The organism is Streptomyces sp. CB01881, from assembly GCF_002953255.1.
Classification (GTDB): domain Bacteria; phylum Actinomycetota; class Actinomycetes; order Streptomycetales; family Streptomycetaceae; genus Kitasatospora.
Window position 1 is genome coordinate 2,482 of sequence record NZ_CP026498.1, and the last position, 16,236, is coordinate 18,717.

General features: G+C 73.1%; 15 protein-coding genes and 1 pseudogene. 10 read left to right on the forward strand and 6 right to left on the reverse strand.

Annotation, left to right across the window (positions count from 1 at the left end):
• Nucleotides 1–371: ROK family protein (locus C2142_RS00010; protein WP_148642076.1), on the reverse strand; the 371-nt coding region annotated here is incomplete at its 3' end.
• A gap of 337 nt (nucleotides 372–708) precedes the next feature.
• Here C2142_RS00010 and C2142_RS00015 point away from each other — a divergent pair.
• From C2142_RS00015 to C2142_RS00040, 6 genes are all read left to right on the forward strand, one after another.
• Nucleotides 709–1,308 (forward strand): hypothetical protein, encoded by a 600-nt coding sequence (locus C2142_RS00015; protein WP_206670875.1) that lies wholly within the window; start codon nucleotides 709–711, stop codon nucleotides 1,306–1,308.
• 8 nt (nucleotides 1,309–1,316) lie between these two features.
• Nucleotides 1,317–1,850, forward strand: a complete 534-nt coding sequence (locus C2142_RS00020) for a hypothetical protein (RefSeq protein WP_148640459.1) — start codon at nucleotides 1,317–1,319, stop codon at nucleotides 1,848–1,850.
• A 108-nt stretch (nucleotides 1,851–1,958) separates the two neighbouring features.
• The gene (locus C2142_RS00025; protein WP_148640460.1) at nucleotides 1,959–2,618 is read left to right on the forward strand and encodes an SGNH/GDSL hydrolase family protein; all 660 of its coding nucleotides are present in this window, start codon (nucleotides 1,959–1,961) and stop codon (nucleotides 2,616–2,618) included.
• Nucleotides 2,619–2,644: 26 nt separating this feature from the next.
• Complete coding sequence (locus tag C2142_RS00030) at nucleotides 2,645–3,643, forward strand: LacI family DNA-binding transcriptional regulator (protein ID WP_148640461.1); 999 nt, start codon at nucleotides 2,645–2,647, stop codon at nucleotides 3,641–3,643.
• Between the two features lie 614 nt (nucleotides 3,644–4,257).
• The gene (locus tag C2142_RS00035; protein ID WP_208693215.1) at nucleotides 4,258–4,989 is read left to right on the forward strand and encodes a YihY/virulence factor BrkB family protein; all 732 of its coding nucleotides are present in this window, start codon (nucleotides 4,258–4,260) and stop codon (nucleotides 4,987–4,989) included.
• Entirely contained in the window at nucleotides 4,986–5,579 is a 594-nt protein-coding gene (locus tag C2142_RS00040) for a potassium channel family protein (protein ID WP_241002285.1), read from the forward strand. Before C2142_RS00035 ends, C2142_RS00040 begins: the two co-directional genes overlap by 4 nt.
• A gap of 435 nt (nucleotides 5,580–6,014) precedes the next feature.
• Here the strand turns inward: C2142_RS00040 and C2142_RS00045 are convergent, their stop codons facing one another.
• The gene (locus C2142_RS00045) at nucleotides 6,015–7,124 is read right to left on the reverse strand and encodes an NAD(P)/FAD-dependent oxidoreductase (protein ID WP_241002286.1); all 1,110 of its coding nucleotides are present in this window, start codon (nucleotides 7,122–7,124) and stop codon (nucleotides 6,015–6,017) included.
• Nucleotides 7,125–7,248: 124 nt separating this feature from the next.
• Here C2142_RS00045 and C2142_RS00050 point away from each other — a divergent pair, with 124 nt between their 5' ends.
• Nucleotides 7,249–7,842 carry a TetR/AcrR family transcriptional regulator gene (locus C2142_RS00050; protein WP_148640464.1) on the forward strand — a complete coding sequence of 198 codons (594 nt, stop codon included), beginning with the start codon at nucleotides 7,249–7,251 and terminating at the stop codon, nucleotides 7,840–7,842.
• On the opposite strand, the gene C2142_RS00055 is transcribed toward C2142_RS00050, so the two are convergent.
• Entirely contained in the window at nucleotides 7,725–9,104 is a 1,380-nt protein-coding gene (locus C2142_RS00055) for a LacI family DNA-binding transcriptional regulator (protein ID WP_346766350.1), read from the reverse strand. The genes C2142_RS00050 and C2142_RS00055 overlap by 118 nt on opposite strands.
• A 78-nt stretch (nucleotides 9,105–9,182) precedes the next feature.
• On the opposite strand from C2142_RS00055, the pseudogene C2142_RS00060 reads away from it, so the two are divergent.
• A pseudogene (locus tag C2142_RS00060) lies at nucleotides 9,183–10,166 on the forward strand (glycoside hydrolase family 2 protein); the annotation flags it as partial.
• A 52-nt stretch (nucleotides 10,167–10,218) separates the two neighbouring features.
• Here C2142_RS00060 and C2142_RS00065 read toward each other — a convergent pair.
• The gene (locus tag C2142_RS00065) at nucleotides 10,219–11,481 is read right to left on the reverse strand and encodes a hypothetical protein (RefSeq protein ID WP_148640466.1); all 1,263 of its coding nucleotides are present in this window, start codon (nucleotides 11,479–11,481) and stop codon (nucleotides 10,219–10,221) included.
• A 506-nt stretch (nucleotides 11,482–11,987) separates the two neighbouring features.
• On the opposite strand from C2142_RS00065, the gene C2142_RS00070 reads away from it, so the two are divergent.
• Nucleotides 11,988–13,475 (forward strand): NAD(P)/FAD-dependent oxidoreductase, encoded by a 1,488-nt coding sequence (locus C2142_RS00070; protein WP_277347208.1) that lies wholly within the window; start codon nucleotides 11,988–11,990, stop codon nucleotides 13,473–13,475.
• 199 nt (nucleotides 13,476–13,674) lie between these two features.
• On the opposite strand, the gene C2142_RS00075 is transcribed toward C2142_RS00070, so the two are convergent.
• Together C2142_RS00075 and C2142_RS00080 are read right to left on the reverse strand one after the other, a co-directional pair.
• Complete coding sequence (locus C2142_RS00075) at nucleotides 13,675–14,205, reverse strand: GNAT family N-acetyltransferase (RefSeq protein WP_148640468.1); 531 nt, start codon at nucleotides 14,203–14,205, stop codon at nucleotides 13,675–13,677.
• 10 nt (nucleotides 14,206–14,215) lie between these two features.
• Nucleotides 14,216–15,454, reverse strand: coding sequence for a hypothetical protein (locus tag C2142_RS00080; protein WP_148640469.1), 1,239 nt, complete (start codon nucleotides 15,452–15,454; stop codon nucleotides 14,216–14,218).
• Nucleotides 15,455–16,005: 551 nt separating this feature from the next.
• Here C2142_RS00080 and C2142_RS00085 point away from each other — a divergent pair.
• Nucleotides 16,006–16,182, forward strand: a complete 177-nt coding sequence (locus tag C2142_RS00085) for a hypothetical protein (RefSeq protein ID WP_153882737.1) — start codon at nucleotides 16,006–16,008, stop codon at nucleotides 16,180–16,182.
• Nucleotides 16,183–16,236: the final 54 nt, after the last annotated feature.

Sequence of the window (16,236 nt, forward strand, 5' to 3'; positions counted from 1 at the left end):
ACGGGGAGGCCGGCGACCGCGGGGTGGGCGGCGACCCGGTCACGCAGCGGGAAGTCGCGCCAGCCGGGGATGTTGACCGGGCTGACCGTGCCCCGGGCGATGTCGACCGGGCCGGCGCTGCCGATGCCCAGGGCCCGGGCCTGCGGCCAGAGCGGGTGCCGGGCGAGCCGGTCGAGGACGCCGTGCACGGCGTCGAGGACGGCTCCGGCGCCGTCCCGGGCCGGGGTGGGCAGCTGGACCTGGTGGAGGAGCGCGCCGTCCGGGCCCACCAGGCCGCCGGCGATCTTCGTCCCGCCGATGTCGAGCGCCGCGAGGACGCTGCGCGGGGCGAGGCTCTGGTCGTGGGCGACAGCAGCCCGGTCATGACTCATTGTGACGATCTCCGGCGTTGGGTGCGGACGGCCGCTCCGCCTCCATGGCGTGGCGCGGGCGGTCGTTGGGGTGATTCTCGCGGCCGATGGCAACGTTGTCCAGGAGCGGCCCATGACCTCCGGGCAACGAGACGGATTCGTCATTAAGTTAGGCAAAGGTTTAGTAAATTGAGCCGGTTCGATTGACAGAACCACTGGATATCGATGTTGACCGGTCTATGGACCTGGCCGGGATGTGACGTCTACCTCAAGCAGCCAACGGCCCGGGAGCGCCGAAACGGCCCCCGTCGGCCCTGGTTCCGTCGTCGATGACGACCCCCGCGAAGGATGGGCGAAGATGCGAAGAGGATGGGTGGCCGTCGCGGCCGCGAGCATGGTGGTTCTCACTGCCTGTAGCAGCGGCGGTGGCGGTTCGTCGCCCGCCGCCGCAACGGCCACCGGTCCGGCGAGCGTGTCCGGCGACATCACCGTGCTGACCAACCGCACCGACCAGATCTCGGACGGCACGCTGAAGAAGTACGCCGACGAGTTCAACCGGCTCTACCCCAACATCAAGGTGAAGTTCGAGGGGATCACCGACTACGCCACGGTCTCCGGCAAGGTCTACGGCCTCGCCAACGTCGGGGTCGCCACCGGCCTCGTGTGCAACAAGGCGGTCTGGGCCCAGGCCGGCATCACCGACTGGCCCACCACCCCGGAGCAGTTCGCCGGCACACCTTCCGCCGGTACTGGTGGTTCACCCCGTGGCTCTACCTGCTGGCCCCGCGGCCCTGTTGGTGGCCTTCACCTACCTGCCCATGGCGGAGATGATCCTCGGGCCGGCGACCGACGCCCACGGCTGGACCGGGTACCCCACTCCCGCCGCCGAGTTCGCCCTCTCCCGGCTCGACCTGACCGGGGCCGCCACCCTCGGCACGGCGGACGTACCGCCGCCTGAGCGCCCACGTGAGGTCCCTGGCTCCACGCCAGCCGGTGGCCGTCGGCGACGAGGGCTTCTACGGGCAGGCCGGCCGCGCCGACTATTCCTGCTCCGACTACGAGGGCGTGGCCTGGAAGAAGCTCCTCGCCCTCCCGGCCGTCGACTACGGCACCGTCCACGTCTACCCCCAGAACCGGGGCGAGACCTCCGCCGCCAAGCCCGGCACCAACGCCACCGACTGGGGCGCCCGCTGGATCACCGACCACCTCGCCGACGGCCGCGCCCTCGGAAAGCCCGTCGTGATCGAGGAGTTCGGCCTCCGGATCGACCCGGCGAAGGACATCGCGGGCAACGCGGCCCGCGACCGCGCCTACACCGTCTGGACCGACGCCGTCCTGACCGGCCACGGCGCCGGCGACCAGTTCTGGCTGCTCACCTCCCGGACCGATGACGGCTCCTTCCACCCGACTACGATGGTCACCGCGTCATGTGGAACAACGACCCCGCCTACCCGGGCCGCACCACCGCGAAGCTGTTCGCCGCACACGCCAGGGCCATGACCGGGGCCTCCGCCGGCTGAGCCGCGCCGCCCGTCGGCCCGGCTGCGCAGCGCCCGGGCCGACGGGGACGTCAGGACCAGTGCCGGAACCACCAAGGAATCGCCCCTCATGCCCTTCGACCGACCGCCCGGCCCGACCGTCCTCTTCCAGGGCGACAGCATCACCGACGCCGGCCGCCGCCGGGACGCCCCCGCCGACCTCGGACGGGGCTACGTGGCCCTGGCCGCCGGACACCTGGCCGCCGCCCGCCCCGGCCTCACCGTGCTCAACCGGGGCGTCGCCGGGGACCGCGTCCGGGACCTGCGGGCCCGCTGGGAACGCGACACGCTGGCTCACCGGCCGGACGTGCTCTCCCTCCTGGTCGGGGTGAACGACACCTGGCGCCGCTACGACGCCGACCAGGTCACGTCCGTCGCCGAGTGGGAGGCCGACTACCGCCACCTGCTCACCGAGGCCCGGGACCGCACCGGCGCCGACCTGATCCTGGTGGAGCCGTTCCTGGTGCCCGTCACCGCCGAGCAGTGGACCTGGCGGCAGGACCTCGACCCGCGGATCCACGCCGTCCGGCGGCTGGCCGCCGAGTTCGGCGCCGGGCTGCTCTCCGCCGACGGCCTGCTCAACCAGGCCGCCCGCACCGCCGGGGGCCCGGAGCTCGTCGCCGCCGACGGCGTCCACCCGACCCCACTCGGCCACCGGCTGCTCGCCGAGGCCTGGACGGCGCTCGTCCTCGCCCGCCGCATCCCGGCACTGCGGGAGGCCCGGGCGTGAGCGGGCGGCGCGGTGGCCGCCCCACCATGAACGACGTCGCCGCTGCGGCCGGCGTCGGGCTCAAGACCGTCTCCCGTGTCGTCAACGGGGAGAGCGGTGTCACCCCCGACACCGCCGAGCGCGTCCGCGCGGCCATCGCCGAACTCGGCTTCCGCCGCAACGACAGCGCCCGCCTGCTGCGGACCGGCCGCACCGCCAGCATCGCCCTGTTGCTGGAGGACATCGGCGACCCGTTCTCCTCCGCGCTCTCGCGCGCGGTCGAGGTAGTCGCCGCCGGGCAGGGCTGTCTGCTGTTCACGGGCTCCAGCGGCGAGAACCCGGACCGCGAACGCGAACTCGCCCTGGCATTCTGCGCCCGGCGGGTGGACGGCCTGCTGGTCGTCCCGGCCGGCGACGACCACGGCTACCTCCTGCCCGAGACCGCCTCCGGCACTCCGGTGGTCTTCCTCGACCGCCCGGCCGCAGGCCTGGACGCCGACGCGGTGCTCAGCGACAACGCCGGCGGGGCCCGTGAGGGCGTGCGGCACCTGATCCGGCACGGGCACCGCCGGATCGGCTTCGTCGGCGACCTCCCGCACATCCACACCAGCGCCGAACGACTGCGCGGCTACCGGGCCGCGATGGCCGAGGCCGGTCTGCCCGTCGACGAGCGCTGGATCGCCACCGGGCCGACCGACCGGTCCACGGTGGCACGGGCAGTGACCACGCTCACCACCGGACCGGAGCCGGTGACCGCCCTGTTCACCGGGAACAACCGGATCACCGCCGCGGCACTGCACCACCTGCCCGCCGACGCCGGGCGGCCCGCCCTGGTGGGCTTCGACGACCTCGAACTGGCCGAGCTGCTCGCCCCCGGGCTCACCGTCGTCGCGCAGGACCCGGCCGCGCTCGGCACCACCGCCGCCAGGATGCTCTTCGAACGGATGGGCCGCGACCTCGGTCCGGGCCGGCGGGTGGAGATCCCGACCCGGCTGATCGTCCGCGGATCGGGCGAGCTCCCGCCCCCCGGGGACCGTCCCGCCTGAGGTCCGTCCAGGGTCTCCGGCACCCCGGTCCTCGTCCCCCGCGGCACCACCTCACCGCCCGTCGCCGCGGACCGCTGAGCCCCGGGGGCGGCCGCCGGGCCCGACCGGACGCCGTCGAAGCAGCAGAAGGAGCGCCGGGCCACCGGGGCCTCCCCCGCGGTTCACCGGATTCCGGCGGGCGCAGCCGCGGAGCAGGAACGATTCGCCGCGGCCCTCACGCCACCGGAGGAGGCGAACCGCCGGCCGGCCCCTACGGTCAGTCCCTCCCTGCCCTGACAGGGCCCGGGCGGACGTGCGACGGTGGATACAGAACCGCGACCCCGAACACGCGTGTGTGTCACCGCCGCGCGGGGGTCCCAGCTGATCGCCGGTGCACGTGATCGCCGGGAGGATGCACCATGCGGACGAGGGACGGAGCACCGGGCAGGCCGGGAGACGAACGCCCTGCACAGTCACGGACGGGAACCGGAGGACCGGGCACGGAGCCCGCGGACCGGGCGGGCACGGAGTCCGCGGACCGGGCGGGCACCGGACGGGCCCGGCGGGCAACCGAGTGGGGCAGGGCGAAGTACTCCGATTCCTGGGCCGAGGACCTCTGGCGCCGGCTGAACGCGGTGGACTTCCTCGGCCAGGCCATTCAGCTCGCCGCCACGCTGCTGCTGTGCGCCCTTCCGTTCATGATCATCACGTCCGCCCTGGCCGGGCGGCCGGCGGTGTCGACACTGATGCTGCGGCTGGGCCTGAACCAGCAGGCCGCGGCCGATTTCAACCACCTGTTCAACTCCTCCGCGGCCACCTCCTCGGCCGTCACCGGCCTGTCGTGGGTCTTCTTCATCCTGGGCGGCCTCGCCTCCGCCGGGTCGATCCAGCGGCTGTACCAGCGCGTGTTCCAGTTGCGCGGGCAGGCCCGGGACCCCCTGCGCGCGCTGGTGTGGCTGGCCGTGCTCGTGGGCTGGGCCGCGCTGGGCACCTCGGCGGGCCCCGGGATCCACGCCGGCGCTCCGGTCCTGTGGTGGATCATCAACGTCCCCGCGTTCATGGCCTTCTGGTGGTTCACGATGTGGTTCCTGCTGGGCGGGCGCATCCCGGGGCGCAGGCTGGTGCCGTGTGCGGTCGCCACCAGCACGTTCTGGATCGGCATGCTGGTCGTCTTCCACTTCACCTTCTCCGACATGATCATCAGCTATGACCAGAAGTACGGGCCGATCGGCGTGGTGCTCGCCCTCATGTCGTTCTTCATCGCGATCGGCGTGGTGATCACCCTGGGCGCGGTCACCGGCATGATGTGGCGCGATCGCGGCCTGTCGTTCCGCGCAGCGGTCACGAGGGCACGGCGGTCATCGTGACGCCCGGCGCCCGGGTGTCACCCCCGGACCGGGACGGGGCCCGGCCCTCCGCCGGCAGGATCGCCTGGACCGCGCTGAGGGTGGTCGGCTCCGTGGCCGCGCTGGTCGCCCTCTACTACGTGCTGCCACTGGACCACTCGTCCACCGCGGCCACCGTCACCATGCTCCTCGCCGGGCTGACGGGCTTCGTCGCGCTGGTCGCCGTCCAGGTCCACTCGATCCTCCGCTCCCCGCGCCCGGGCATACGGGCCGCGGAAGCACTGTCCACCAGCGTCCCGTTCTTCCTGCTGCTGTTCGCCGCCACCTACGTCGCGCTGGCCTCGCTGTCGCCCGACAGCTTCGGCGCCCGGCTGTCCCACACCGACGGCCTCTACTTCGCCGTCACCGTGTTCTCCACCGTCGGGTTCGGCGACATCACCGCCAAGACCGAGACCGCGCGGCTCGTGGTGACCGTCCAGATGCTCGCCGACCTGATCGTCCTCGGCCTGGCCGTCAAGATCATCGTGGGCGCGGTCCACCGCCGTCAGCAGCGCAGGGAAGGCCCGGGCGACACCCGGCCCCGGGCCGAGGACCAGCCCGAGGACCGATAGGCCCGTCCGGCGCCTCGAAGGACCCACGGCGCGCCCGTCGCCGCGACCGCCCCACCGGCGGCACCGGTTCCGGCCCGCCGGACGCGGCCGTGCGCTCCGCCGGCAGGCACGCCGGGCACGCCGGGCACATCAGGCTCAGGCACGTCACCACGACGGCGACGGCGACGGCGACGAAGTAGAGCAACACCCGGACTGGCGGCGCCAGTTCGGGGGTCTTCGTCTTCCCGTGCCGCCCGGCCGGGTGCCACTGGTGCCCGACCTGACCGTCGTGACCAACAGCGTGGTCTGCCGGCACACCGCGCACATGGGCCTGGCCGTCGATGAACTCCGTACCGCCGGCCGCGAGGTGGACGCCGAGTACTGGCGCACATCTCCCGTGACGAGTGCACATGATCGATGCGGGAACGGGCGCGCGGCCGGGGCGGTGGAGTCGGCTCAGGAGGCCGTCGCGGGAACGAGGTGGTCCAGTCCCCGCGCGCTGCCCGTCGCGGCCTCGGTCGAGCGCGGCAGCATGATGCTCTCGTAGGCGCGGACGGCGTCGTCGACGCTGGATTCGGCGACGAGGGCGTGGGCGAGGTCGGAGCCGTCGAGCATGGCGAGATTGGCGCCCAGCCCGACCGGGGGCATCAGGTGCGCGGCGTCGCCGAGCAGTGTGACGCCGGGAACGTGCTCCCAGGTGTGCGGGGCAGGCAGGACGTAGAGGGACCGGTTGACGAACCCGCTGTCGCTGTTGCGCAGGATGTAGCGCAGACTCTCGTCCCAGCCGTCGAACATCCCCAGCAGGTGCGTCCGCACGGCCCGCCGGTCGCCGAGGTCGATACCGGCGGCCACGTGCCAGTCCTCCGGCGCGCGGAGCGCGATGTAGGCGCGGATGTGGCCGTGGCTGTTGCGCTGGGCGACCAAGGACCTGCCGGTGCCCTTCACCAGCATCGATCCGTTGCCGACCAGCCGCGCGAGGTCGGGATGGCGGGTGTCGCAGTGGTCGAATCCGGTCTCGACGAAGGTGACACCGGTGTAGCCGGGCACGGCGCCCGACAGGACCGGGCGGACACGCGACCAGGCGCCGTCGGCACCGACCACCAGGTCGAAGTCCTCGGCGGTGCCGTCACCGAGGAGCAGCCGGCAGGTGCCGTCCGTCAGCGGGGTGACCCCGGTGACGGCGCGGTCCCACCGCACCGTGCCCTCGGTGAGCGAGCCCAGGAGCAGGCCGCGCAGTTGGCCCCGGTCGATCTCCGGCCGGCCGCCGGCGGCGGAAGGCCCCTGATGCGTCAGGAGGGCGCCGGTGGCGAAGTCGAGCACGCGCCACTCCTCGCCTTCGGGGCGGGAGAGGGCATGGAACCGGTCGAGGAGCCCCGCCGCACGCAGGGCGGCCTGACCGGTGTCGGCGTGCAGGTCGAGGGTGCCGCCCTGCGGGCGGGCGTCGGCGGAGGCCTCGCGTTCGAAGACGGTGACGGAGTGGCCGTGTTGCTGCAGGACTCGGGCGCAGGTGAGGCCGCCGAGGCCGGCGCCGACAATCGCGATGCGGGAATCACGAGCAGAGTTCACAGGAGTGTCCCTCGGGAGGTGGGTGAGTTGCCGGGAGGCCCGGCCCCACCAAGAAAGCACACTCATTCAATAAGTGCAACGACTCAACTTTCGCAGTCACTTCACATTGGGGTATGGTGGGCGAGTGACCGAACCGACCGGGCGCCGCGAGCGCAAGAAGGCCCAGACCCGCCAGTCCCTGGCAGACGCCGCACTCGAACTCTTCCTCGACCGCGGCTACGACCAGGTCGGCGTCAAGGACATCGCCGACGCCGCCGACGTCTCGGTGACCACCTTGTTCAAGCACTTCTCCGGCAAGGAAGCCCTGGTCTTCGACCAGGACGACGACCTGGAGGCGGCGCTCGTTGCCGCCGTGCGCGACCGCACCCCCGGCACGTCGATCCCGCAGGCCCTGCGCGAGCACATCCTGCAGGGGCAGACCCAGTTCGCCGTGCACACCACGGACCCGCGGTTCGCCGACTTCACGCGCATGGTGCAGGAGACCCCTGCGCTGCGCGACTACGCCCACCGCATGTGGACACGCCACGAAGCGGCCCTGGCGCGGGCCATCGCCGAGGCCGCCGGCGCCCCCGAGGACGACGTCAGCTGCGCCGCCCTGGCTCATTTCGCCCTTGAGGCCCGCGGCCTCATCCTGCGGCACGCCGAGCCGCACCGCGCCGCCGACGAGGCCTTCGCGCTGCTCGAACACGGCTGGGCGGCCTCCCACCCGGGCAACTGACCCGGTCTGTCCGGAGCCGCGGTGTGCGCGGATGCGGTGTGCGCTCTCACAGGTTCAACCTGAGTAACTACGCTGCCACGCAAGCCACCTGAACCGACATCCGGCCGGACAGAACCTCTCGACGACACCGCCCTGCGGGGCCGGCCGCGACGATGCCCGGCCCCGTCGGGGCCGAAGGCCTCCGGGCCGGGCCGGTCAGGCCGGTCAGGCCGGTCAGGCCGGGGGTGCGGTGCTGCCGCGGGGGGGGTGACCCGGGGCGCCAGGTCCTCGTAGCCGCCCGGTTGCCGGCCGGAGATCAGCGACAGCAGGGTCCGGGCGGCGTTGGCCCCGTAGGCGTGGATGTCGCGGGTCAGCGCGGTCAGCGCCGGGCGGACGACCTGGACCAGCGGCGAGTCGTCCCACGCGACGATCGACAGGTCGGCAGGGACCCGCAGGCCCATCTCCTGGGCCACCGAGAGACCGGCCACCGCGGTGATGTCGTTGTCGTAGAGGACCGCCGTCGGGCGTTCGGGGGTGAGCAGCAGCCGCCGGGTGGCCCGGGCGCCCTCCTGCCCGGTGCAGTCGGTGTGGACCGGGGGGAGCGCCTGGAGTCCGAGCTCCGCGCAGACCCGCGCGAACGCCTCGTCGCGGATCGCGGTGTGGACGAGCCCCGGCAGGCCGGCGACCCGGGCGACCCGCCGGTGGCCGAGCGCCGCCAGGTACTCCAGGGTCTCGCGGACGGCGGCGGCGTCGTCCGACCAGACCGGGGTCAGGCTCCCCGAGCCGGAGGGGTGGCCGATCACCACGGTCGGCAGGCCCAGCTGCTCCAGCGCGGGGATGCGCGGGTCGTCGGTGCGCAGGTCGACCAGGATCGCGCCGTCGATGTGCCGCTCGCCCCACCAGCGCCGGTAGGCCTCCAGGCCGCGTTCGTGGTCGGAGACGACCTGGAGGGCGAGCGAGTACGAGGAGTCGGAGAGCACGTTCTCGATGCCGCCGACCAGCTCCATGAAGAACGGTTCCGTCCCCAGCATCCGGGCCGGACGGCACAGTGCCAGGCCGACCGCCGAGCTGCGCGCGCCGCTGAGTGCCCGGGCCGCGCTGTTGCGCACGAAGCCGATCTCGTCGGCGACGGCCGCGATCCGGGCACGGGTGGCCTCCGAGACGCCGGGCCGGCCGTTGAGGGCGTTGGAGACCGTCACCTTGGAGACGCCGACGATCGTGGCGATGTCGGTGATGGTCGGCCGCCGGGGCGGGGCGCTCTTCGGGTGCGACACCTGGTCCACGCGTGGCCCTTCTGAACCGGTAAGGCCTCGCGGCCACGGGCGTGAGGTGTTGACAGCATTCGGGGGTCCGACCCTACCGTCTGGAACCGCCAGGACCATGCCGAGTACCGGGCGAGCGTGCCGCGCTTCGTCGCCGAGTTCGGCTGACAGGCGCCGCCCGCCCACGCCACCCTGCAACGCGCCCTGCCCGGCGAGGAGTTCGCCCCCGACTCGCCCGGCATGCTGCACCACCAGCGGGCCGAGGACGGCAACGGCAACGGCAACGGCAAGCTGAACCGCGGCGTCGAACGGCACTTCGTGCTCCCCGGGGACTTCGACCGCTGGCACTACCTGACGCAGGTCGTCCAGGCCCGCGCCGTCGCCGCCGGCATCGAGCACTGGCGCTCCCACTGGCCGCGCTGCGCCGGGACGGTGGTCTGGCAGCTCAACGACTGCTGGCCGGTGTCCTCCTGGGCCGCGATCGACGGCGACGGCCGGCTCAAGCCGCTCTGGTACGAGCTGCGCCGCCTCTACGCCGACCGCCTGCTCACCCTGCTGCCGGGCGCCGACGGCGGCGCGCCGCAGATCGGCGTGGTCAACCAGGCGGGCGGGCCCTGGCAGCCCACGGTGAGGCTGCGCCGGTGCACGGCGGACGGCTCGGTGACCGCCGAGGCCGAGGTGCCGATCAGCGTCGGGGCGCGGTCGGCGGCCCGGATCGGTGTGCCGCAGGCGCTGGCTCCCGTGGCGGGTTCGGCGAAGGAGTTCCTGGTCGCCGACGCGGACGGCCTGCGCGCCCTGCACTTCCCGGTGACAGACCGCGTCTTCGCCTACCCGCGGCCGGAGTTCACCGTCGAGGTGGAGCCGGTGGCGGGCGCCGGCAACCGCGTCGACGTCGTGGTGACGGCGGGCACGCTCGTCCGCGACCTCCTGTTGCAGGCCGACCGCCTGGCGCCGGACGCGGTCGCCGGCCAGGGGCTGCTGACCCTGCTTCCGGGCGAGCAGGCCAGGATCCGGGTCGACGGCTGCGGGCCGGTGGACGCCGCCGCCGCCCGCTCCGCGCTGTTCTGCGTGGAACCCGCCTGAGCGGCTCGGGAGCGGTGGCAGCCGCGGCGCCGCCCGCCCCCGAGCCCGCGGGTCAGCCCCTGCCGGTCAGGAGCAGCGGCTGGTACTGGGGGGCCTTCGCGGTGCTCCCCGCGCCGATGACGGTCAACCGGCCGCCGGGGTCGGAGACCACGGCCTGGTAGGAGGAGGTCGGGCAGCCCGGCACGGACAGGTCGAGGGTCTGCCAGCGGCCACGGGTGTACCGCAGGCCCAGCGGGCGGTCCTGCTCACCGCTCGCGTCCCAGCCGACGGCGGCCATGCCGCCGGGAACGGCGGTGACCGACCAGAGCTTGCCCGCGACGCCCTCCGGCACCGGGACGGTCGTCCAGGTGCGGCCGTCGTAGTGCGCGACCAGCGGGTGGCCGCGGTCCTTGTCGGCGAGGACCGCGCGGCCCACCACCCAGACGTCGCCCGGGGTTCCGGCGACGCTCTGGTACTCGCCGTACAGCCCGGGGAACGCGGGGGCGTCGACCCTGGACCAGCCGCGACCGTCGTAGTGCAGCAGCACCGGACGGTCGTCGGGGTACGAGGTGTTGCCGACCGCCCAGACGTCGTCGGGCGCGATCTCGGTCACGGAGTTGAGCCACCAGTCGCCATCGATCGCGGGTGGTTCGAGGCGGTGCCAGGCCGCGCCGTCCCAGTGCTCGATCAGCCCGGTCGTGCGGGTCACGACCTCGGTGGAGCCGCCGGGGGCCGGGCTCGGCCTCCGGTCCGTGACCACGCTCGCGCCACCGACCGCCCAGGCGCTCCCCCGCCGCGGCGCGGAGGCGCCGAGGAGGTAGCCCGTGGTCAGCTCTCCGGGCGGCCGTTCAATCTCCGTGGCGGTCCACGCGGTACCGTTCCAGTGGCCGGCGAGGAACCGGCCGCTGCGCGGGTCGAGGTCGCCCAGCAGCCAGGCGTCGTGCGGGGAGCTTCCGGCGAGCGCCGTCGCCCGTCCGTCGAAGTCCGGTGCGGGCGAGGGGAGTTCCTTCCACTGCCCGCCCGGGCTGTCACGCGCGACGACCACCGGGGCGAAGCCCGTGTGCTGTCCGTCGTCCGCGATCCGGAAGCCGGCCGCCCAGGTGGTGTGCGCGTCGAGCCGGACCCCGGTGCTCAGCACCGCGCCCTGGAGCGGCAGCTTGGCGGGGACGAACCCGCCGGCCGGACTCCCCGTCTCGGCCGCGCCCGCCGACGGCTCCCCCGCGGCGGCCCGGACGGTGACGGCGCCCGCCGCCCCGGCCCCGGCCGCGACGGCCGTCACCGCCGTCGTCACGGAGACCACCAGGGCGGCAGCGGCCCACCGTCGTCCTCGTTGCATCAGTACCTCTCCCCGTTCCCGTCGTTCTCGTCGGTCTCGTCGGTCTGGTCCCGCGGGCGCCGAACGAAACGATCACGCCCGCCCAAGGAGGAGAGGTCCGAGACCCGACGATCTGTTACACCCGCCGCCGCGCCCGCGCCGGGCCGCCGGAACCGCACCGGACCACCGCGACTGCACCGGGCCGGCGGAGACGCACCCCGCCACCGCGACTGCGCCGGGCCGCCGGACCGGCGCTGACCCCTGTGCAGCGCCGGTCCGGCGGCCGTCCTTCCCGGCCGGGCTCCCCGGGTGGGGCCGGGGCCGTGTCCCGGTCAGGTCTCACCGGAACGACGTTGAACTCCCCGATGGGGGCTCCGGGACCGTCGCCGGACGGACTACCGCAAGCCTCCCCCGGCCACGCGGGCCGGGCAAGGCCGTTCTGCTGGACGATCGATTACCCACCCTCAACGATCGCCCCCCGTCGTGGTGCGCGGGCTCCGCCCGGTCCCGCGCGGGAGACTGGTGCCGTGGACAGCACCCCTGGACGGGACGACGGGCGCGGCCGGCCGCCGCACGTCGCACGCGGCGGCGGGGGCACCGCCGTCGTCGTCGGGGCCGGTCCGAACGGGCTGGCCGCCGCCGTCCGGCTCGCCCGGGCCGGTCTGCGCGTCACCGTGCTGGAGGCCGCCGACGAGATCGGCGGCGGCGCCCGGAGCAGCGAGGCGATCCTCCCGGGCCTCCTGCACGACCACTGCTCGGCCGTCCACCTGATCACCGTCGGCTCGGCCTTCCTGCGCGGCCTCGACCTGCACCGCTACGGACTGCGCTGGTGCCTTCCCGAGATCGACTGCGTCCACCCCCTCGACGACGGAACCGCCGGCGTCCTGCACCGCTCCGCCGAGGAGACCGCGGCCGGACTCGGCGCGGACGGTGCCCGCTGGCGACGGCTGTTCGCCGCCCCAGCCGCGTCCTACGACGAACTCGCGGACGACATCATGCGCCCGCTGCTGCGCCTCCCCCGCCACCCGCTGCGCCTGGCCCGCTTCGGCGCCCCGGCGCTGCTTCCGGCCACCGTCCTGGCGCGCGCGTTCACCGGGGAGCAGGCGCGGGCGCTGTTCGGGGGCGTGGCGGCGCACGCCTACCGGCCGCTGGACCGGCCGCTCAGTTCCGCCGTCGGGCTCGGCATCCTGGCCGCCGGCCACCGCCACGGCTGGGCCGTCGCCTCCGGAGGATCGCGCTCGATCAGCCGGGCGCTCGCCGCGCTGCTCGCCGACCTGGGCGGCACCGTCGAGACGGGCCGGCGGGTCCGCTCGGCCGCCGACGTCCCTCCCGCGGACATCACGATGTTCGACCTCGCGCCCGGCGCCGTGGCCGGCATCCTCGGCGACCGCCTGCCGCCCCGGGTCGCCCGCGCCTACCGCCGCTTCCGGCACGGGCCGGGCGCCTTCAAGGTGGACTTCGCCGTGGCCGGCGGCGTCCCCTGGACCGCCGAACCGGCGCGGCGGGCCGGCATGGTCCACCTCGGCGGCACCTTCGAGGAGGTCGCCGCCGCCGAGAGGGAGATCACCGCAGGACGGATGCCACGGCGGCCCTTCGTCCTGGTCGGCCAGCAGTACCTGGCCGACCCGCAACGCTCCGTCGGCGACGTCCACCCCCTCTGGACCTACGCGCACGTCCCGCACGGCTACACCGGTGACGCCACCGAGGCCATCACGGCCCAGATCGAACGGTTCGCCCCCGGGTTCCGCGACCGCGTCGTCGGCTGCTCCGTGCGCAGCACACCGGAGTTCGCCGCGTACAACCCGAACTTCGTCGGCGGGGACATCATGACCGGGGCCAAGAACGTCCCCCAGCTGCTGTTCGGCCCCCGCCTCACCCTCCACCCCTACGACACCGGCGTTCCCGGCCACTACCTGTGCTCCGCCGCCACCCCACCCGGCCCCGGCGTGCACGGCATGTGCGGCGCCAACGCCGCCGAGGCGGCCCTGCGCCACCTCCACCGCGGCCCCTCCTGAGGGGGAAGGCGGGGCGCCCGTTCTCGGTCACGAAGCTGCCCGGTACCGGCCGTTCCTCCGGAATAGCTGAGCAGGCCTCATCTTCAGCGGGACGACGGCCGGCGTCCGCAACACCCTGTCGTGTCACAACCCGCAGGAGCGTTCCGTTGACATCCCCCGTGCCGGAGCGCGGGGGTTCCTGACTCACTTCGCCTGACACCTAGCGGACCATGTAGCGGTACATCGGAGCGCCTTCCCAAGCCGGGGTCTTGTCGCCCAGCTCCCGGTAACCAAGGGCTTCGTACATCTTCATGGCAGCCTGCGCTTCGGGCCGGACCGCGAGTGTGACGCGCTCCGCCCGGGCACCTTCGAGTACGGCCGTGTGCAGTTCCCGACCGAGACCCTGCCGACGCCGATCCGGGGCCACAGCGATTTCCCGGATCACGAACGTCCGATGTCCGTCCTCGCGGGTGAAGTCCTCGTCCAGGCCGAGGCCATGCCACCAACGGCTGTCCGACTGGAGCAGGACACCGAAAGCGAACCCGACCAGGGCACCTGCGCGGGCCAGCACCAACCGAAATCCGGGCATGGTCCGGAACGATTCGTAGCCCTCCAGAAACCCTGCCAGGTCGCGGGGCCCCTCGAAGTACGGCGGCTCCGCGAACACCTGCTCGTACAGAGGCGCTATCTCGTCCAGCGCCTGGGCAGCGGCATCCGGGTCTGTGACACTCTCGATTTTGGCCTTCTCCACGGTTCTCCTCCTACGCGATCAGGTGGGCAGTGCCGGCAGCGGCGGCGGCCGGATCAAGGGCGTGGAGGAAAGAGTGCGCCTCCTGCATGGACGAGCGCGCCCGGCCTGACGACACCTCGGTCAGCAGTACCGAACCCGACTTCAGCTCGTGGGCGGATTCCTCTGCTTCGCCGGCCCGCGCGAGAGCTCCGGCGAGAGAGAAGCGCACCAGGGCTTCGTTCCTCGCGTAGCTCGATTCCTGGTGTCCCAGCGAGCGGCGCAGCCAGTCCACCGCGGCCTTGTGGTGCCCGGCCTCGGTGAACAGCGCGGCCTGCGCCATGGCCAGCTCGCCGGGCCCGTGGAAGACCGCCCAATCCGGTAGCGGCCGGGCCCCCCGTTCCTGCTCGTAGACCCGGGTGGCGTCAGCGAGCCTGGAGCGAGCGCCGGCGTGATCCCCGAGCATGGCCAGCGCGCGAGCCTCCCGGGTGGCCAGGATCGACAGCAGGGAGGGAGACGCCCACCCCTTGGCCTTCTCCTGTGCTCCTCGGGCCAGTTCGAGCGCCTTGTCCGGCTGCTTCTCGCGGATGTTCATCAGCGCCATCGACGCCATCACCAGAACGGCAAGTGAATGGTCCTGCAACTCCTCGGCGCGGGTGAGGGCGTGGCGCCAGTGCACGAGGGCGCGCTGGTTGTCTCCGGCGTCGAAGGCCAGCCACGCGACGTGTTCAGCCGTCTCCCCGGCGATCAGTCGAAGTTGCCGGCCGATCGTGCCGGGATAGCTCGTGGTGGCGATGATCCGCTCGACTCGGGAGAAGTGAGCTTGCGCGAGAGGGCCCACAGTCGCGCCGCCGAACCGATCGTCCAGGCCGTACAGGGAGGCGAGACCGGTCCGCAGGTCCATCACTGTCTCGGCTCCGATCCGTGGCTGCGGGAGGGCGGCGGACACGGCGGCGCCCCCGGTGAGGGCGATGAAGGATCGACGGTTCACGTCTTCCAAGCCTTCTCGTGGTGCGGGTGGGATTCCTGATCGACGGTGGGACGGCACGGTGAATCCCGCCTGCTCCAGCGGGACACCGAGCATCGCTTCGAGGACTCGCTGCCGGGCCGGATGAGGACACGGCGGTAAGGGCAGGCGCCAGCGCTGGAACTGGCGCGCACTCAGCTCTTCCTCCTCACCGAGCTTCCGCGCGGTCACGGCGTACACCTGTCTGAATACGGCTGGACTGTTCCAGCCGAACTCTGCGCAAAGGCGGGTGAATTGCGTCTCCACATCGCAAGACGGTAGACCTCCGACGCCCTGCGGCGCAGGCACCCGGCAGCGAAAAAGTCCGTCGAAAAGTCCGTCCGTGGCATGCCGTTGATCTTGCACTGGCGGTCAACTGGTCTCCGCCGTGGAGTGACCGACTGATCACCGTCGGTCGCGCTCTTGGGCGAGAACAGCACACACCCCTCCGCAATCACGCGGACCATCCGGAAGGAGTGGACGACATGAGCGAGAAGAACGGCGCCGGCAACAGCAGCGGCAGCGGGAGCGGCGACAGCGGGGACCACAACGGCGACAAGCCGAAGAGCGAGTAGCCGCCGCCAACGGCACTCGCTACGGCGCTACCGATCCAATCACGCTCAACCCCGAGGACGTCCCGGCCTCAGCGCGGCATCCGTCGGCGGCATGACCGGCGTGCCGCTGCCCGCAGCGCGGAGAGCACCCCAAGACTCCCGCCTCGACCGAACGTTAGACAAGAGAACTACGGCCGAGCCGGGGCACACGGCCCCGCGCCGCAGTGGCGCGGGACCGACATCTCGTGAAAGGAAGAACCTCCTGTGCCCAACAGCATCCAGGTCAACGACCTGACGCGCCGCCTGGACCACTCGGTCCCGGACGGCGACTTCACCCCGGCGGCGTCCGTGGAGTCCCTGACGCGCCGCCTGGACCACTCGGTCCCGGACGGCGACTTCTCCCCGGTGGGAACCGAGGGTCTGACCGCAGTTCCGAACTGATGCCGATGAGTTGACGGCATGGCGGGTCGGCTCGGGTGATCACCCGAGCCGACC

Coding starts and splice junctions, on each gene's coding strand:
- C2142_RS00065 (WP_148640466.1), bottom strand. CDS start 11,481: ATGCAACGAGGACGACGGTGGGCCGCTGCCGCCCTGGTGGTCTCCGTG.
- C2142_RS00030 (WP_148640461.1), top strand. CDS start 2,645: ATGAACGACGTCGCCGCTGCGGCCGGCGTCGGGCTCAAGACCGTCTCC.
- C2142_RS00015 (WP_206670875.1), top strand. CDS start 709: ATGCGAAGAGGATGGGTGGCCGTCGCGGCCGCGAGCATGGTGGTTCTC.
- C2142_RS00025 (WP_148640460.1), top strand. CDS start 1,959: ATGCCCTTCGACCGACCGCCCGGCCCGACCGTCCTCTTCCAGGGCGAC.